At 63.2% G+C, this 16,833-nt stretch carries 17 protein-coding genes; 14 read left to right on the top strand and 3 right to left on the bottom strand.

Annotated features, from left to right (window positions below; translation table 11 throughout):
- Positions 1–82 precede the first annotated feature (82 nt).
- The 3 genes from BGP17_RS04055 (at position 83) to BGP17_RS04065 (ending at position 2,013) form a co-directional block, all read left to right on the top strand.
- Positions 83–757 carry a glutathione S-transferase family protein gene (locus BGP17_RS04055; RefSeq protein ID WP_151955612.1) on the top strand — a complete coding sequence of 225 codons (675 nt, stop codon included), beginning with the start codon at positions 83–85 and terminating at the stop codon, positions 755–757.
- 487 nt (positions 758–1,244) lie between these two features.
- On the top strand, positions 1,245–1,526 hold the full coding sequence (locus tag BGP17_RS04060) for a hypothetical protein (RefSeq protein WP_151955613.1): 282 nt from the start codon (positions 1,245–1,247) through the stop codon (positions 1,524–1,526).
- Between the two features lie 130 nt (positions 1,527–1,656).
- Positions 1,657–2,013: a hypothetical protein gene (locus BGP17_RS04065; protein WP_151955614.1), complete on the top strand. Its 357-nt coding sequence runs from the start codon at positions 1,657–1,659 to the stop codon at positions 2,011–2,013.
- 255 nt (positions 2,014–2,268) lie between these two features.
- Here BGP17_RS04065 and BGP17_RS04070 read toward each other — a convergent pair whose 3' ends face one another.
- The 3 genes from BGP17_RS04070 to BGP17_RS04080 form a co-directional block, all read right to left on the bottom strand.
- On the bottom strand, positions 2,269–4,917 hold the full coding sequence (locus tag BGP17_RS04070; RefSeq protein ID WP_151955615.1) for a TonB-dependent receptor: 2,649 nt from the start codon (positions 4,915–4,917) through the stop codon (positions 2,269–2,271).
- Positions 4,850–5,995 carry a transporter gene (locus BGP17_RS04075; RefSeq protein WP_151955616.1) on the bottom strand — a complete coding sequence of 382 codons (1,146 nt, stop codon included), beginning with the start codon at positions 5,993–5,995 and terminating at the stop codon, positions 4,850–4,852. The genes BGP17_RS04070 and BGP17_RS04075 overlap by 68 nt, the downstream gene beginning before the upstream one ends.
- A 254-nt stretch (positions 5,996–6,249) precedes the next feature.
- Entirely contained in the window at positions 6,250–7,176 is a 927-nt protein-coding gene (locus BGP17_RS04080; RefSeq protein WP_151955617.1) for a LysR family transcriptional regulator, read from the bottom strand.
- A 99-nt stretch (positions 7,177–7,275) separates the two neighbouring features.
- Here BGP17_RS04080 and BGP17_RS04085 point away from each other — a divergent pair, with 99 nt between their 5' ends.
- The 11 genes from BGP17_RS04085 to pcaD are packed head-to-tail and all read left to right on the top strand — an operon-like array spanning position 7,276 to position 16,821.
- Positions 7,276–8,445 carry a muconate/chloromuconate family cycloisomerase gene (locus BGP17_RS04085; RefSeq protein ID WP_151956017.1) on the top strand — a complete coding sequence of 390 codons (1,170 nt, stop codon included), beginning with the start codon at positions 7,276–7,278 and terminating at the stop codon, positions 8,443–8,445.
- Entirely contained in the window at positions 8,445–8,735 is a 291-nt protein-coding gene (gene catC, locus BGP17_RS04090; protein ID WP_070156400.1) for a muconolactone Delta-isomerase, read from the top strand. The genes BGP17_RS04085 and catC overlap by 1 nt, the downstream gene beginning before the upstream one ends.
- Before the next feature lie 58 nt (positions 8,736–8,793).
- Complete coding sequence (gene catA / locus BGP17_RS04095; RefSeq protein ID WP_070156401.1) at positions 8,794–9,720, top strand: catechol 1,2-dioxygenase; 927 nt, start codon at positions 8,794–8,796, stop codon at positions 9,718–9,720.
- Positions 9,721–9,750: 30 nt separating this feature from the next.
- Positions 9,751–11,103, top strand: a complete 1,353-nt coding sequence (locus BGP17_RS04100; RefSeq protein ID WP_018250963.1) for a Rieske 2Fe-2S domain-containing protein — start codon at positions 9,751–9,753, stop codon at positions 11,101–11,103.
- On the top strand, positions 11,100–11,624 hold the full coding sequence (benB, locus tag BGP17_RS04105; protein ID WP_070156402.1) for a benzoate 1,2-dioxygenase small subunit: 525 nt from the start codon (positions 11,100–11,102) through the stop codon (positions 11,622–11,624). Before BGP17_RS04100 ends, benB begins: the two co-directional genes overlap by 4 nt.
- A gap of 24 nt (positions 11,625–11,648) precedes the next feature.
- Complete coding sequence (benC, locus tag BGP17_RS04110) at positions 11,649–12,668, top strand: benzoate 1,2-dioxygenase electron transfer component BenC (protein WP_070156403.1); 1,020 nt, start codon at positions 11,649–11,651, stop codon at positions 12,666–12,668.
- Complete coding sequence (benD, locus tag BGP17_RS04115) at positions 12,665–13,441, top strand: benzoate diol dehydrogenase BenD (RefSeq protein ID WP_070156404.1); 777 nt, start codon at positions 12,665–12,667, stop codon at positions 13,439–13,441. The genes benC and benD overlap by 4 nt, the downstream gene beginning before the upstream one ends.
- 8 nt (positions 13,442–13,449) lie before the next feature.
- Positions 13,450–14,178 carry a CoA transferase subunit A gene (locus tag BGP17_RS04120; protein WP_070156405.1) on the top strand — a complete coding sequence of 243 codons (729 nt, stop codon included), beginning with the start codon at positions 13,450–13,452 and terminating at the stop codon, positions 14,176–14,178.
- Positions 14,175–14,834: a 3-oxoacid CoA-transferase subunit B gene (locus tag BGP17_RS04125; protein WP_070156406.1), complete on the top strand. Its 660-nt coding sequence runs from the start codon at positions 14,175–14,177 to the stop codon at positions 14,832–14,834. Before BGP17_RS04120 ends, BGP17_RS04125 begins: the two co-directional genes overlap by 4 nt.
- Positions 14,834–16,036: a 3-oxoadipyl-CoA thiolase gene (pcaF, locus tag BGP17_RS04130; RefSeq protein WP_070156407.1), complete on the top strand. Its 1,203-nt coding sequence runs from the start codon at positions 14,834–14,836 to the stop codon at positions 16,034–16,036. The genes BGP17_RS04125 and pcaF overlap by 1 nt, the downstream gene beginning before the upstream one ends.
- The gene (gene pcaD, locus BGP17_RS04135; protein ID WP_070156408.1) at positions 16,036–16,821 is read left to right on the top strand and encodes a 3-oxoadipate enol-lactonase; all 786 of its coding nucleotides are present in this window, start codon (positions 16,036–16,038) and stop codon (positions 16,819–16,821) included. Before pcaF ends, pcaD begins: the two co-directional genes overlap by 1 nt.
- The last annotated feature ends 12 nt before the right edge of the window (positions 16,822–16,833 follow it).

Below are 16,833 nucleotides of genomic sequence, written 5' to 3' on the forward strand. Positions count from 1 at the left end.
GCACGGCGACCCCCAGGCAGATGGACAATAAGGCACTATTGACATCGGACAGCTGTGAATAACCTCAACAGGAACACAATCCATGATCGATTTTTATTTTCACTCCGGGCCCAATCCGATGAAGGTTGCGCTCATGCTGGAGGAAACGGGACTTCCATACCAGATGATCCCCGTCGATATATTCAAGGGGGATCAGCATATCCCGGCTTTTACCGCGCTCAACCCGAATGCCAAGGTGCCGGTGATCGTGGACGACGGTGAGATCGTGTTCGATTCCAACGCGATTCTTCTCTATCTGGAAGAGAAGACCGGCCAGTTCGGCGCAACGGCCGGTAGTTCGCGCGGCGAACTGCTGTCGTGGTTGATGTTCATCGCGACGGGGCTTGGGCCATATTCCGGTCAGGCGGTCCATTTCGTGAAATTCGCACCGGAGAAGCTCCCTTATGCGATCAACCGCTATACGAAAGAAGCCGAAAGGCATCTCGAGATTCTCGATGCGCGCCTTGCCGACCGTTCGTTCATACTTGGAGAAAACTGTTCGATCGTCGATTTCGCGGCGTGGGGTTGGGTGAATTTCGCGCCCGGCATCGTCGGCGAAGCTTTCCCTTCCCTGACCCATCTGCGGAGGTGGCATGAGACGATGAACACGCGCCCGGCAGCCGCTCGCGCGATCGCTCTTCGTGACACGCTCAAGCTCAAGTCCGACATTGACGATGAAACGCGTAGGGCCCTGTTCGGCAGGACGATGGCGCTCTGAGCGACGATGCAAAGGCAAATGGGCGGGGCTGGCGTCACGTAGCCGCCCCCGCCAGGCGCCGTAGGTCCCCACTGAACGTCCGCTTGGGCAGTCGCGAGATTACCGGTCCAGCCCCGAAACCCTGTTTTCGGGACTGACAAGGCGACGGAGACCGGCGCCGCCGCATCGAGGTCGAGAAGGACCTCCGGGGACACGGTCCATCATCGACGTTGCCCTGCATCTGCGGACGCTGCAGCAGCGGGTCGATCAGGAGAGAGGGTCACTCCCGCGCGATGGCAAGCCCGGTCTCGCGGCCTATGGCGTGATAAGCGGCGTCGCCGTCCCTTTGGCGGCAAGATCGGACCTCCGCTGCGGTATGCGCCTTTGCTACGATGAGCGCGAATGGTCAACCCATACCGCAGCGGTATCCACAAGTAGCAAATCGATCTTTGAATTGCGTGTCCACGCGGCGCAGATACCGGCTCGATCTCAAACCCCGGTTGAAGACATGAAACTGTTCCTGCTCCCCATTCTACGCCGCGCGCCAGCTTCACTCCTGAAGGGCGCCCCCGAGCGAGGATCGATCTCGACCTTTACGCGGCCGCACATGCTGGCCCGACTGTCCTCGGTCTCGTTCTTCGCCGCCACCGTGGGAATAATCAGTGTCCTCTTCGTAGCGCTTGTACGGGCTCTTGATGATCCGTTCATCGCGATCATCGTCTGTGCGCTGATTGGTGTCACGGCCGCGCCCCATATCTTCGGGCATCCCGCCCGGAGGACGCACCCATGAGGTTTGCAACAGGAATGCTTCGTCTGTGGGGAATCGAAATCGACGAGATGACCTTGGGCGCCATCGCGCGATGGCTGGAAATCCAGTCTTCCCGCTGTCGGGCACCGCTTGATGCGGTCAAGAGGCGATAATGTTTCTCGATCTTGCGCAGCAATTCGCCGACAAGGCCACTTGCTCAATCGCACCAAAGGCGCGTGGCTCACAGGAGCTGGATCGACTCACGATGCAGGTCGCGCAGCTGTCCTGCCGTGACAACCTGCGCAGTGTCTCCCAGGTCGGGCGCATGCGCCGGCTGATCGAGCGCCTGTTCGATATCCAGGTTCAAAATCCGTTCGCCGACGCGCGGCTCGAGGCGCTTCGTCGTTATTGCGTCCTCTTTCGGCATGGAGATAATCGCGCGCCGGGGGCGGAAGCTGAGCTTCTGGATCACGGCTATTCGCCGGAACAATGCCGACTGATACGCGCGGTATTGAAGCGGGGCGGCTAGACTGGAAATCCGCTGTCCCCTGGTTCACAAGCCGTCTGTCATCTTTGCAACCGCCCCATCGCACGGGGGTGGTGTTTTTGTTGCAGCATGCCCGGGCAGAACTTGCTTCCGGCCTGGCGCGACCGCGTGCGTGGACGGGCGGCGCCAGGCCGGGAGCGAGGTTATTGCGTCCATGTGAACCCAGCACGGCTGTTCGGGAAAGCTGGTTCATCCGCGTCAGAACCCCGGCAACCAGGCCGTGGCGGGACGCAACGCCTAGAAGTTGTACGTGCCCTCGAAGGTGAACATCCTCGGCGGGCCGTAGGTCACTTCTGCATAGCCGGAGGATGCGGTCAGCGACGAGTTGCCGCTGCCACGATAGGCTTTGTTCGTCAGGTTGGTAATGCCGGCCGCGAGGCTGAACCGGTTGCCCGGAGCTTCGTAGCGAATGTTTGCATTGACCAGCGCGTATTTGCCCTGGGCGATCTGCTCCGTGTTTGGCGCATCGAAATAGGTCTTGCTGCGGTAGGCAATGTCGGCGCGTGGGGTGATCGATCCCTCGCCGACCTTGATGCGATACGAGAGACCGCCGTTCAGGCTCCATTTGGGGGAATAGGCCTGCTTGTCGTTGAGGTCGACACGTCCCAAAGCACCGGGCGCCAGCCCGACCTGGCCTGCCTCGAGCGCAGCAGTGAAGCTGTCATACTGGAAGTTCGTGTAGCCAACGCCGAAGTTGATCAGCAGTGGACGGACCGGATTGGCCGTGCCTTCGAGTTCGAAGCCCTTGATCGTCGCCTTGCCGGCATTGCGCACGACAGGCGCCACGCCTTCGCGAACGACGATCTGAATATCCTTGTACTTCGAGATGAAGCCCGCACCCGACAGGCGCAACGCGCGCCCGATCAGCAACTTTCCGCCGATTTCATATGTCGTGACCTGCTCGGGATCGAATTCCGGCAGGAATTCCCTGCCCGTCGGCGCGTTGGGAGAGATCACCGGCTGAACGATCCGGGTGTTGAACCCGCCGCTCTTGAAGCCCTTCGAATAGCTTGCATAGGTCATGAGCTCGGGCGTCCATTGGTATTGGAGCGTCGCGGCGGGCGTGACCTTGCTCATGGTCTTCTTGTTGAGGACGGGATCGAAGAGATAGACATTCGAGCCCGCGCATGTCGCGGCCGCCGCTCCGGTTCGAGGCGGCCCCAGGCATACGGTCTGACCGGAGAGCGGCGCCGGATAGGCGACATTATACCCGACATTGGTGTAGCCATAACCTGACGCCGCCGCCGTCTCGTCGGGCGTCGCCTCCTTCTGGTCCCGGGTATAGCGAAGGCCGACGGTCAGGTTGAGCTTGTCGGTGATGGCGAAGGATTCCTGCGTGAACAGGGCGATCGACTGATTCTTGATGGAGGCATTGTTATTGAGGCCGCCGACGCGCAATTCCTCACCTGTCGTCGGGCTGATCTGGGAGGGAAGGTAAACCGGGTAAAATTGGTAATCGGTCTCGCGGAAATAATAGGCGCCGAACTGATATTTGAGGCGGCCGTCCCAGACGTCGCCGAGAAATTGCAGTTCCTGCGTGAACTGCTTGATATTGTCGCTGTTAACCGTCTCGAGGATCTGGAGCGGGGTGTTGTCGGCATCGCGGATCGAAAAGGGCTTGGTTTTGCGATAGGCGGTGATCGACTTCACGGTCATCCAGTTGGAAAGCTCATACTGGACCGTCAGCCCGACGCCGTACATTTCCAGTTCGGATTTGCTGGGGGCATTGGAGGCGACCTTGTAGGGCCCGAGGCCGAGATACTGGTTGTTCGCGCAGCGGCGGTCGGTGTTTTCGGGAACCGGCGTGGGCGGCGTGGTGAGCGCGAAGCCCGGGCACCCTGCGATCGCCGATGCGAACCGGACGAATGCAGCGCTCGTGTTGATGCCGCCGAACACCGTCGGCGAACCGTGGACATCGTCCTTGGTATAATCCCCGATCAGCGTCACCTCGAGCTTGTCGGTCGGCTTCCACAGCAAGCTCGCCCGGCCCGCGAAAGTATCGACGTCGCCGAGATCGCGCCCGCTTAGAATATTGGTGACATAGCCGTCACGGACCCGTTTCGTTGCGGCGAACCGAAGCGCCAGGGTATTGCTGACGGGCAGGTTGAGGACGCCGCGCACATCGCGGCGATTATAATCGCCGAGTGTCACCCCGATATTCCCCGCAATCTTGTCGAACTTCGGTCGCGCCGAGAAAACCTGGATTGCTCCGCCGACGGTGTTGCGGCCGAAGAGCGTTCCCTGCGGACCGCGCAGCACCTCGACACGATCGACATCCAGCAGGGAGATGGCGGTGCCGCTGGCCCGCGCGAAATAGACCCCGTCGACATAGAAGCCGACCCCGGGATCGGTCGAGGCGAGAAAGTCGGTCTGGCCGACACCGCGGATGAAGATGGCCGAGGAAGAGCTGTTTCCCGAAGCAGGGGCAACGGCGCTGAACTGGACGTTGGGCGCAAGCTGGGTGAGCTTGTCCGAGGAATCGATCTGTCGCTCGGCCAGCGCGCTACCGCCGAACGCCGCAATCGAGATTGGCACATTCTGGATGCTTTCCTCGCGCCGGCGGGCGGTCACGACAATGTCGGAGATTCCTGCCGGCCCAGGCGCTGCCGCAGTCTGCACCGGTGCGTCATTCGGGCCAGGCACGGCCTCGCCTGAAGTCTGGGCGGCGGCGGCATCGCAGACACCGAGCGCTGCGATCAGCGATAGCGCCGATATAGACGAGTGAAGATACGAGATTCCCAAAGCCCTTTTGAACATAGCATTCTCTCCCTGTTGAGGGACCGGCGCATCTTGCGTGGCTCGGCCCGTAGTCGTCGGATCAGAAAATCTTGAGCAGCCGAAGCTGAAACCGACCGGCTTCCCGGAAGCCGTCCCTGGCCTGCACATCCCGGGCGACGATGGCCTCCAGCTGGAAGCTCCGCGTCAGCATCGTCTGCGCCGCGAGCCGCAGTTGCTGGTGCTCGGTCCGCTGCCCCTGGTAAACCCCGTCCAGATACTGCCTGCCGCCCCAATATCCGGCATAACCGACCGACAAAGTGGATTTGCTGTCGGGCATCGCGAAGCGGAGCCAGGACTGGACTTCATAGGTCTCGTGCTGCTTGAGCGTCTGGTGCAGGCGCCCCACCTTGTTGTTGTCGCCATAAAAGGTGACATCGCCGTAGACATCGAGCAGGATTCGGTCGGTAATCCCCTGGATGACGCCAATCTGCGGATTGAACGTGTAGCGATTGTTTCCGAAATTGATGCCCTTGTCGGGATCATAGTCGCCGGTCGGGACGCCGATGATCGGTGAAAATCCGACATAGGTCGGACGCTTGCCGGGTTTGTTGACGAACCAGATGGTTGCGAAGATCAACGCATCGCCAAGACCGGTATCCTTGCCCAATCTTTGTCCGCCGACCTGCGCATTATGCACCGAACCAATCGGAAGGATGATCTGCGGATCGACGACGAACGGCCCGAGCTTCGTGAAATGCACATAGCGCAGGAGCGTCACAGACGTGTCCAGGCTGGTGCCCGATTTCAGAGTTCCGCCGTCGGGCGTGCGAAGTTCATCGCGATGGATATGCTGGCCATAGATCAGGAACATATTCGTCCCGGGAGGGAGCGCCGTATAGTCGCCCGGATCCACGTCGGTTGCACTCGCGGGCGCGGCCATCCACGTCATGGTCATAGCGGCCAAAAGACCGGACTTCCGCAAAATAGAGTGGAGCTTCATCCGTGGCCACCACGACATGCTGCGAACCAATGATGTTTGGGACTGCGGCTGCCGGCGATGGTCGGCGATGCCGCCTGGTCGTCGAATGCCGGGCGCGAGAACATCTTTCGACCAACGATGCCAACGAGAGACGACGCCGATAACCCCTTCCCCGCAGGTGGGCCGGCGTGCTGCGGTTGCAAGAACTCCGGATCGACATTGCTCATCCGAGCCTCCTCTTCCCGGCAAGACACGCATCCGCGCCATGCCGTTAGAATTGATTGTTGATTGAAGCGATCGAGTGCGCTGCAGAGCTATGCTCTCAGCAGCGACGATCTACCTTTGTGTCCAGCATGTCCCCTCCGAAACGCCCGTTAGCTTCCGCGTTGTTCAGGGTCGCCGCTTTAAGGGTTCGACACTGGCGGTTTCTCGAAATTGAACAAGCCGCCACCGACTGTCCAAGACTATCGGAGTATTCTAACTATACCGGATATGAAGAGGTACGGGCCCGACGATTTTCGTCAGGAACCTGCCTGGCGAAAGGGCTCCGGCACGTCGTAGCCCCATCGCGGGTACATGCGGGCAATCACCCTTCCCATGAGAGCGAGCTCCGGCGAGGCGTCACCGATGCGATGGCTCATGATGATGGGGGACGTCGCCCGCTCGATCAGCGGCAGGTAGCGAATGTCGCTCACGCGTGACTTCTGGACGGATACCGGCACGATACTCACGCCTTCCTCCGCCGCAACAAGACCCACGGCGATCTGCAACTCGCGCGCCTCATGCGCGATGCGCGGCTCCACGCCGATATCATGGAAGAGCGCGATGACCTGGTCAGCGTAGCCCGGTCGCGGTGCCCGCGGGTAGAGGATCAGCGGTTCATCGGCGAGCTGCCGAAGGGAGACCGGGCCATCAACCTTCGCGAGAGGATGCCCGGCGGGGATCGCCGCCACGAGCTGTTCCTCGCGCAGCACCGTCCGGCGCACCTCTTCGTCTTCGAACCGCACACGCCCGAACCCGACATCGATCCGCCCTTCCTTGAGCGCACTGATCTGCTCCAGGCTGACGAGCTCGATCAGGCTCAACTCGACATCCGGCGCTTCCGCGCGGAATTCGCGGATGAGCTCCGGCAGATGCGCATAAATCGTCGATGCCACGAACCCGATGACGAAGCGCCGCTTCTCGATCACCAGCGCCCGGCTCATCATGGAGCGCATTTCCTCGACGCGCGCCAGCACCTGAACGGCCTGTTCGTAAAAAAGCCGCCCGGGCTCGGTGAGTCGAAGTGGCCGCGCCGAACGATCGATCAGTTCAGCGCCAATCTCCGCCTCGAGCTGCTGGATCTGCCGGCTCAGCGGCGGCTGGGCGATGCGGAGCCGATCGGCCGCGCGGGTGAAATTGCGTTCATTTACAAGCGTTACAAAGTAGCGAAGCTGTCGAAGGTCCATGCGCTTTCATACCTTATGGGTATCACATCAAGACCCGAATGATCTTTGCCACTCCCTATAGCTTACCGTACTTATCACCGCAGACAAGCTAATTTGAGGATGGTCTGTGTGGTGAGTCGATCTGTCAGCATTGATACCTTGATTGTCGATGTGCCGACGATCCGGCCTCATGTGCTCGCAATGGCGACCATGCACAGCCAGTCCGTCGTCCTTGTCCGGATTCAGGCTGACGACGGCATCCAGGGCATCGGCGAGGGAACCACGATCGGTGGGCTGAGCTATGGCGACGAGAGCCCGGAGGGCATCAAGCTCGCCATCGACACCTATATCGCGCCCGTCCTCGAGACCTGCGACATATCGCGCGTCGGCGAGACGATGGCCAAGGTGCGGCGCCATGTGGTGGGCAACCACATCGCCAAATGCGCGGTCGAGACCGCGTTGCTGGACGGCGCCGGCAAGCGCCTGGGTGTTCCCGTGTCGGAATTGATCGGCGGCGGGCGCGTGCGCGACCGGCTGCCGGTCGCCTGGACGCTGGCGAGCGGCGATACGGCCCGCGACATCGAAGAAGCCGAAGCGATGATCGAACAGCGCCGTCATGCGATCTTCAAGCTGAAGATCGGCAAGCGCAGCGTGCGCGAGGATGTCGCGCATGTCGCCGCGATCAAGAAGGCGCTGGGTGATCGTGGCAGCGTGCGCGTCGATGTCAACCAGGGTTGGGACGAGGCGCAGGCCGACCTCGGCATGGGGCTGCTCGCCGATTGCGGATGCGACCTCGTCGAACAGCCGGTGGCGCGCGATGCCCTGCCCGCCATGACACGTCTCTCGTCACGGCATGCGATCCCCTTGATGGCGGACGAGGCGCTGCATGGACCGCGCGACGCTTTCGCGGTTGCCGCTTCGGCGGGCGCGCGCGTGTTCGCGGTCAAGATCGCCCAGTCGGGCGGGCTGCATCCGGCCTATGACGTCGCGGCGATCGCGATGGCCTCGGGCGTCGGTCTTTACGGCGGAACGATGCTCGAGGCGGGCGTCGGCACGGCCGCCTCGGCGCAGCTTTTTGCGACCTTTCCCCGTCTCGACTGGGGCACCGAGCTGTTCGGCCCGCTGCTGCTCACTGAGGAAATCCTCGCCGAGCCGCTTCGCTACGAGGATTTCTCGCTCGTGGTGCCCGAAGGCCCGGGCCTGGGGGTCGCGCTCGACGAAGACAAGGTGGCCCGTTTCCGCCGGGACCGCACCAGCCCCGTCCTCCATGCGGTCACGGGAGGCCGCTGATGCTGTTCCACGTCGAGATGGATGTCCGCATCCCCACCGATGCCGATCCGGCGCGCATCGACGCGCTCAAGGCGACCGAGAAGGCGCGCTGCCAGGAACTGATGGAAGCGGGCAAGTGGCGGCATATCTGGCGCCTCGCGGGACGCTACGCAAACGTCTCGATCTTCGATGTCGATAGCCCTGCCGAATTGCACGACCTGCTGAGCATGTTGCCGCTTTTTCCCTTCATGGAGATCCGGGTGTCGCCGCTGTGTCGGCACCCCTCCTCCATCCGGGAGGATGATCGCTGACCATTTGGTCCCGGCAGGCGGACCCAAGAAACTCTTCCAAGTCGAGAGGATATTTGAAATGACCCAGTTGACGCAATCTCCCGATATTCAGGGCTTCCTCGACCAGATCGCGGGCGCCGACCATGCAAGCGCCGGCGACGAGCGGCTCAAGGCGATCGTCCGCAAGATCGTGTCCGACCTGTTCGAGACGATCGACCAGTTCGACGTGACCGACGACGAATTCTGGCATGCGCTCAACTTCATTGCCGGTGGCGCGCCGGAGTTCGGCCTGTGGGCGGCGGGCCTGGGCCTCGAGCATTTCCTCGATATCCGCGCCGATCTCAAGGACCAGGCCGAGGGCATCACCCAAGGCACCCCGCGTACGATCGAAGGTCCGCTTTACGTGGCCGGCGCGCCGCTCCTCAAGGCCGAGGCGCGGCTGGACGACGGCAGCGATGACGGCGAGGTGCTGATCATGCACGGCCAGGTCCGCGATGTGGATGGAAAGCCCATCGCCAATGCAATTGTCGATGTGTGGCATGCCAACACCAAAGGCAATTATTCCTACTTCGACAAGACCCAGTCGGATTACAATCTGCGGCGCCGGATCGAGACCGACGCGGAGGGGCGTTATCGCTTCCGCAGCGTCCTGCCCTCGGGCTACGCCGTGCCGGGCGGCAGCAATATCGAGAAGCTGCTAGCGTCCGTCGGCCGCCACGGCAATCGGCCCGCGCATGTTCACTTCTTCATCTCCGCGCACGGCTATCGCCATCTGACCACGCAGATCAACATCGAGGGCGATCCCTTTGTCCATGACGATTTCGCCTATGCGACCAAGGACGAGCTGATCCCGCCGGTCATTCGCCATAGCGTCGCAAGCGATATCCATGCCGCCGGGCTCAACGCGCCTTATGCCGAGATCGCCTTCGACTTCGTGCTGAACCCGGCAGAGGAGCAGACGGACGAACAGGAATCGAGCCGCGCCCGCGCCCTGCAGGACGCCTGAACGCCGCAAAACGCAAACAGGAGAATGATGATGGGCACCACTTTGCTGGAGCGGCTCGATCAGGCCGTCGTCGAGGACAAGGAACGCGGCATCTACCGCTGCCGCCGCGACATCTTCACCGACGAAGCTCTGTTCGAGCTTGAGATGAAGCATATCTTCGAGGGCAACTGGGTCTATCTGGCGCATGAAAGCCAGATTCCCGAACCCAACGATTATTTCACCACCTCGATCGGCCGCCAGCCCATCGTCATCACCCGCGACAAGGGCGGCGAACTGCACGCTGTCATCAATGCCTGCGCGCATCGCGGTGCGATGCTCTGCCGGCGCAAGCATGGCAACAAGGGGAGTTTCACCTGCCCCTTTCACGGCTGGACGTTCAACAATGCCGGCAAGCTGCTCAAGGTGAAGGACGGGAAGACCGGCGAGTATCCCGCCGGCTTCAACACCGACGGCTCGCACGATCTCAAGCGTATACGGTTCGAGAATTATCGGGGCTTCCTGTTCGGCAGCCTCAACCCCGATGTCCTCCCGCTGGAGGAGCATCTGGGCGGTGCGAAGGCCGTCATCGACCAGATCGTCGACCAGGCGCCGGACGGGCTGGAGGTTCTGCGCGGCAATTCTTCCTACATCTATGACGGCAACTGGAAGCTCCAGATGGAGAATGGGGCTGACGGCTATCACGTCAGCTCGGTCCACTGGAACTACGCGGCGACCATGGGCCACCGCAATTACGAAGCGGACGGCACGCGCACCGTCGATGCTAATGGCTGGTCAAAGAGCGTCGGCGGCGTCTACAGCTTCGAGAACGGCCATATCCTGCTTTGGACCAATCTGCTCAATCCGGAGGTCCGCCCCGTCTTCGCCCATCGCGAGGAACTGACGGCACGGCTGGGCGCGGAGCGGGCCGGCTTCATCGTCGGACAGACGCGCAACCTCGGCGTCTATCCGAACGTCTATCTGATGGACCAGTTCTCGACGCAGATCCGTGTCGTCCGCCCGATCAGCGTCGATCAGACGGAGATCACCATCTACTGCTTCGGGCCCAAGGGGGAGAGCAGCACGGAGCGCGCCCTGCGCATCCGCCAATATGAGGACTTCTTCAACGTCAGCGGCATGGGCACGCCGGACGATCTGGAAGAGTTCCGCGCCTGCCAGACCGCCTACCAGGCCGCCGACGGGGTGTGGAACGATCTGAGTCGCGGCGCGCTGCGCTGGATCGACGGGCCGGACGACAATGCCAGGGCAATCGGACTCGAACCGATCCTCAGCGGCGAGCGCAGCGAGGATGAAGGGCTGTTCGTGCGCCAGCACGAATATTGGGCGGAGACGCTCAAGACGGCGCTTCTCCACGAGAACGCGCCGGTGCTGGAGGCAGCTGAATGAGCACCCTCCTCGCCCCCGAGCCGACCCGCGCGTCCGGCCTCGATCGCCAAAGCGTGGTTGATTTCCTCTACCGCGAGGCGCGGCTGCTCGATGACCGTCAATGGGACGAATGGCTCGATTGCTATTCGCCCAAGGCAGAATATTGGATGCCCGCCTGGGATGACGACGATCAGCTGGTCGAAGATCCCCACAAGCATATCTCGCTGATCTACTATCCCAACCGCGAGGGTCTCGAGGACAGGGTTTTCCGCATCAAGACCGAGCGCTCGGGTGCTTCCACACCCGAGCCGCGCACCAGCCACTTCATCGGGAATATCGAGATCCTGCAGGAGCGCGACGGCGAACTGGACCTGCGCTTCAACTGGAACACGCTGAGCCATCGCTACAAGGTGACCGACAGCTTTTTCGGCACCTCTTTCTACACGCTCGATACCACCGGCGCGGAACCCGTCATCCTGCGCAAGAAAGTGGTCCTGAAGAACGATTATATCCACCAGGTCATCGACGTCTATCACATCTGACGCTGGCCTGCCGGAGAGGACAGAATGAGTTATCGTATTGCTTTTAACTTCGAGGACGGCGTCACCCGTTTCATCGACTGCAACGCGGGCGAGAAGGTATTGGACGCCGCCTATCGCCAGAAGGTCAATCTGCCCATGGATTGCTCCGACGGCGTGTGCGGCACCTGCAAGTGTCGCTGTGAACAGGGCGACTATGACCTCGGCGACGACTATGTCGAGGACGCGCTGACCGCCGAGGAGGCTGAAGAGGGCCTCGTCCTCACCTGCCAGATGGTGCCATCCTCCGATTGCGTGATCGACGTGCCGGTGCCTTCCACCGCCTGCAAGCTCGTTCCCACCGAGCACGGCGCGCAGGTGAGCGCGGTCGAACTGGTCTCCGACAGCACGATCGTCCTCAAGCTCCGGCTCGACAAGCCGGAAGCGCTCGACTTTTTGCCCGGCCAATATGTGAATATCACCGTGCCGGGCACGGATCAGCACCGTTCCTATTCCTTCAGCTCGAAACCCGGTGCAGCCGAAGCCAGCTTCCTGATCCGCAACATTCCTGGTGGGCTGATGAGCGGCTGGCTTGCGACCGAGGCCCAGCCGGACGCGCGGATCAGCTTCGTTGGTCCCAACGGCAGCTTTTTCCTGCGTGCGGGGACGCGGCCCCTGCTGATGCTGGCGGGCGGCACGGGCCTTGCGCCCTTGCTGTCCATGCTCGAGGTCCTTGCGGACGAGGGTACCGACCAGCCCGTCCATCTGGTCTATGGCGTGTCGAAGGTTGCCGACCTCGTCGAGATCGAACGCCTCGACGCGCTGAAGGACAGGCTCGCAACCTTTACCTACGTGACATGCGTCAGCCAAGATGTCGAACACCCGCGCAAGGGGCACGTGACCGACCATATCGAGGACGAAGCGCTCCACGCGGGCGACTGCGATGTCTATCTCTGCGGGCCGCCGGCCATGGTCGAGAGCGTGCGGCAACTCCTGCGTGACCGCGGCGTGACGCCGGCAGGCTTCTATTATGAGAAGTTCGCCCCGACCGAACTGGTGACGGCATGATCTTCCCGGATCGTTTTTCGGGCAAGGTGCTGGTCGTCACCGGTGCTGCCCAGGGTATCGGGCGCGTGGTGGCGGAGCGCGCCGCGGCTGAAGGGGGCCAGGTGCTGTTCGTCGACCGGGCGAGCTTCGTGACCGAGGTCGCCGATGGCGCAACCGGAGAAACGGCAGGCCATGTATGCGATCTGGAAACTTATGACGGCGCAGCATCCGCCCTCGCCGCCGCCGTCGATCGGTTTGGCGGGATCGATATCCTCATCAACGGGGTGGGCGGCGCGATCCGGATGCGGCCCTTCGCCGAATTCGAGCCTGACCAGATCGAGGCCGAGATCCGCCGTTCGCTGATGCCGACACTGTGGTGCTGCCATGCCGTCCTGCCGCACCTCCTGGCGCGAGGCGGCGGCACGATCGTCAATATATCCTCCAATGCGACACGCGGCATTCACCGTGTGCCCTATTCCGCAGCCAAGGGCGGCGTGAACGCGCTCACGCAAAGCTTGGCCATGGAATATGCCGCGCACAATATTCGCGTCGTCGCAGCGGCGCCGGGCGGCACGCAGGCCCCGCCCCGCCGGGTTGCCCGCAACCCGGATGGCGATAGCGCCGACGAGCAGCGGTGGATGGCCGAGGCGGTTCGCCAGGTCACCGATTCTACCTTCTTCAAGCGCTACGGCACGATCGACGAACAGGTCGGACCGATCCTGTTCCTCGCTTCGGACGAAGCATCCTATATCACCGGATCGGTCCTTCCCGTCGCCGGTGGCGATCTCGGATAGGGCACATCATGGCAAACAAGATATATGCAGACCCGGCGTCCGCGCTCGCGGACGTGCTGTTCGACGGCATGACGATCATGTCGGGCGGCTTCGGCCTTTCGGGCAATCCGGAAAGCCTGATCCCCGAGATCCGCAAGGCGGGCGTGAAGGATCTTACGGTCATCTCCAACAACGCCGGCGCCGACGGGTTCGGCCTGTGGATGCTGCTGGAAAGCCGACAGGTGAAGAAAATGATCTCCTCCTATGTCGGCGAGAACAAGCTGTTCGAGCAGCAATATCTCTCTGGCGAGCTCGATCTGGAGCTGAACCCGCAGGGGACGCTGGCCGAGCGCATCCGCGCCGGCGGCGCGGGCATACCCGCCTTCTACACCAAGACCGGCGTCGGCACGGTCGTCGCCGAGGGCAAGCCGGTCGATATCTTCGAGGGCGAGGAATATGTGCGCGAGACCTGGCTGCGCGCAGATCTCGCCATCATCAAGGCGTGGCGCGCCGATCAGGCGGGCAACCTCATGTTTCGCAAGACCGCGCGCAATTTCAACCCGAACATGGCGACCGCCGGCAAGATCACGGTGGTCGAGGTCGAGGAGATCGTCGAGGCGGGCACGTTCGACCCGGACTGCATCCATACCCCCGGCATCTATGTCGATCGCATCGTCAAGAGCACGATCAACGAGAAGCGCATCGAGAAACTGACCACGCGCCCCCGTGAGGCGACAAAGGGGGAGACCGTCGCATGAGCTGGACCCGCGACGAGATGGCCGCGCGCGCCGCACAGGAGTTGCGCGATGGCTATTATGTGAACCTCGGCATCGGCATCCCCACGCTGGTCGCGAACCATGTCCCGGCGGGCGTGAACGTGACGCTCCAGAGCGAGAACGGCATGCTCGGCATCGGCCCTTTCCCCTATGAGGGCGAGGCCGATCCGGATCTCATCAACGCCGGCAAGCAGACCATCACTGCCCTGCCGACCTCCAGCTTCTTCTCGTCGGCCGACAGCTTCGCGATGATCCGCGGCGGCCATATCGACATGGCCGTGCTCGGCGCCATGGAAGTGGCGGCGAACGGCGACCTCGCCAATTGGACCATCCCCGGCAAGATGGTGAAGGGCATGGGCGGCGCCATGGACCTGGTCGCCGGCGTCAAGCGCGTCGTAGTGGTGATGGACCATGCCAACAAGGCGGGCGAGCCCAAAATCCTGACCGCATGCACCCTGCCGCTCACCGGCAAGGCCGTGGTCGACCTGATTATCACGGACCTCGCCGTCATCGCCTGCGACAGGAAAGCCGGTGGGCTCCGTCTCGTCGAGCTGGCGCCCGGCGTCACGCTGGACGAGGTGAAGGCAAAGACCGGCGCTTCGCTCGACACCAGCGCCTTAGACAGGCAAGCCGCGTGATGGCCGAGGCCTTCCTCTGCGATGCGATCCGCACGCCGATCGGCCGCTTCGGCGGCACGCTGGCCGCCGTCCGCGCCGACGATCTCGCCGCGATCCCGATCAAGGCGCTGGCCGAGCGCAACGCGCATGTCGACTGGCAGGCGGTGGACGATGTGATCCTCGGCTGCGCCAACCAGGCGGGTGAGGACAATCGCAATGTCGCGCGCATGGCGACCCTGCTCGCCGGACTGCCCAAGGAGATCTCCGGTTCTACCGTCAACCGGCTCTGCGGCTCGGGGCTGGACGCGGTAGGGCTGGCTGCGCGCGCGATCCGCTCGGGCGACGCGCAATTGATGATCGCGGGCGGCGTCGAGAGCATGAGCCGGGCGCCCTATGTGATGGGCAAGGCCGACACCGCCTTCTCGCGCGGCCAGAAGATCGAGGACACCACGATCGGCTGGCGCTTCGTCAACCCGGCGATGAAGGCCGCCTATGGCGTCGATTCGATGCCCGAGACGGGCGAGAATGTCGCGCAGGAATGGGGCGTCAGTCGAGAGGATCAGGATGCTTTCGCGGTCCGCAGCCAGGAGAAGGCCGCCGCCGCGCAGGCCAATGGCCGGCTCGCCGCCGAGATCGTGCCCGTCACCATCCCGCAGAAGAAGGGCGACGCCATCGTCTTCGCTCACGACGAGCATCCCCGCACGACGACGCTTGAGGCATTGGCGAAGCTCAAACCCGTCGTCCGCCCCGACGGCACGGTGACGGCGGGCAACGCCTCGGGCGTCAACGACGGCGCCGCCGCGCTGCTGATCGCGTCGGAGGCGGCGGCGAAGGCGAACGGCCTCACGCCCCGCGCGCGCATCGTGGCGATGGCAGCGGCGGGCGTGGCGCCGCGCGTGATGGGCGTCGGCCCGGTGCCCGCCGCGCGCAAGCTGCTCGCGCTGGGCGGGCTCACCATGGACCAGCTCGACGTGATCGAGCTGAACGAAGCCTTCGCCAGCCAGGCCATCGCCGTGCTGCGCGATCTCGGCCTTCAGCCCGACGACGAGCGCGTCAACCGCAACGGCGGCGCCATTGCGCTGGGCCATCCGCTCGGCATGTCAGGGGCGCGCATCGCGCTCACCGCCGCCGAGGAGTTGCACCGCACCGGCGGCCGCTATGCTATGGCCTTCATGTGCATCGGCGTGGGCCAGGGCATCGCCCTGCTGCTGGAGCGGGTGTGATGAGCGATTTCATCACTGCCGGCGATGGGTGCCGCATCGCCTACCGGCTCGAGGGCCCGGAGGCCGCACCGGTCCTGCTTCTGTCCAACTCGCTCGGCACCGCCATGGAGATGTGGGCGCCGCAGATACCGGCGCTCGCACGGTCCTTCCGTGTCCTGCGCTACGACAGCCGCGGCCACGGCCAGTCCGATGCGCCGGCCGGCGCCTATTCGATGGACCGGCTCGGCCGTGACGTGATCGAAATGCTCGATGCGCTTTCCGTTTCGAAAGTCCTCTTCTGCGGGCTGTCGAAGGGCGGCATGGTCGGCCAGTGGCTCGGAATTCGCGCGCCCGAACGGCTCGAGCGCCTCGTGCTGGCCAACACCTCGCCCTTCATGGGGCCGCCTTCGTCGTGGGACAGCCGGATCGCGGCCGTGCACCAGGGCGGCCTGGCAGCGCTCGTCGACGCGGTGCTGGACCGCTGGTTCACGCCCGCCTTCCTCGCGACGCCCAAGGAGCAGATCGCGCCGGTGCGCGCCATGCTCACCGCCACCGATCCCGGGGGCTATGCGGGCTGCTGTGCCGCCATTCGCGACATGGACATGCGTCCGATACTCGGCCTGATCGCCACGCCGACGCTCGTAATTGGCGGCTCCGAGGATCCGGCGACGCCCCCGCCCCATTCGGAGCTGCTGGCGCGCGCCATTCCGGGCGCACGCCTTGAGATGCTGCCGGCCGCCCATCTTTCCAATGTCGAGCAAGCGGAGGCTTTCACCGCCGCCGTCCTCGACCATTTCGCTGCGTAAAAAAGGGCATGA

The organism is Sphingomonas sp. 67-41 (genome assembly GCF_001899725.1).
GTDB classification, from domain to species: domain Bacteria; phylum Pseudomonadota; class Alphaproteobacteria; order Sphingomonadales; family Sphingomonadaceae; genus Sphingomonas; species Sphingomonas leidyi.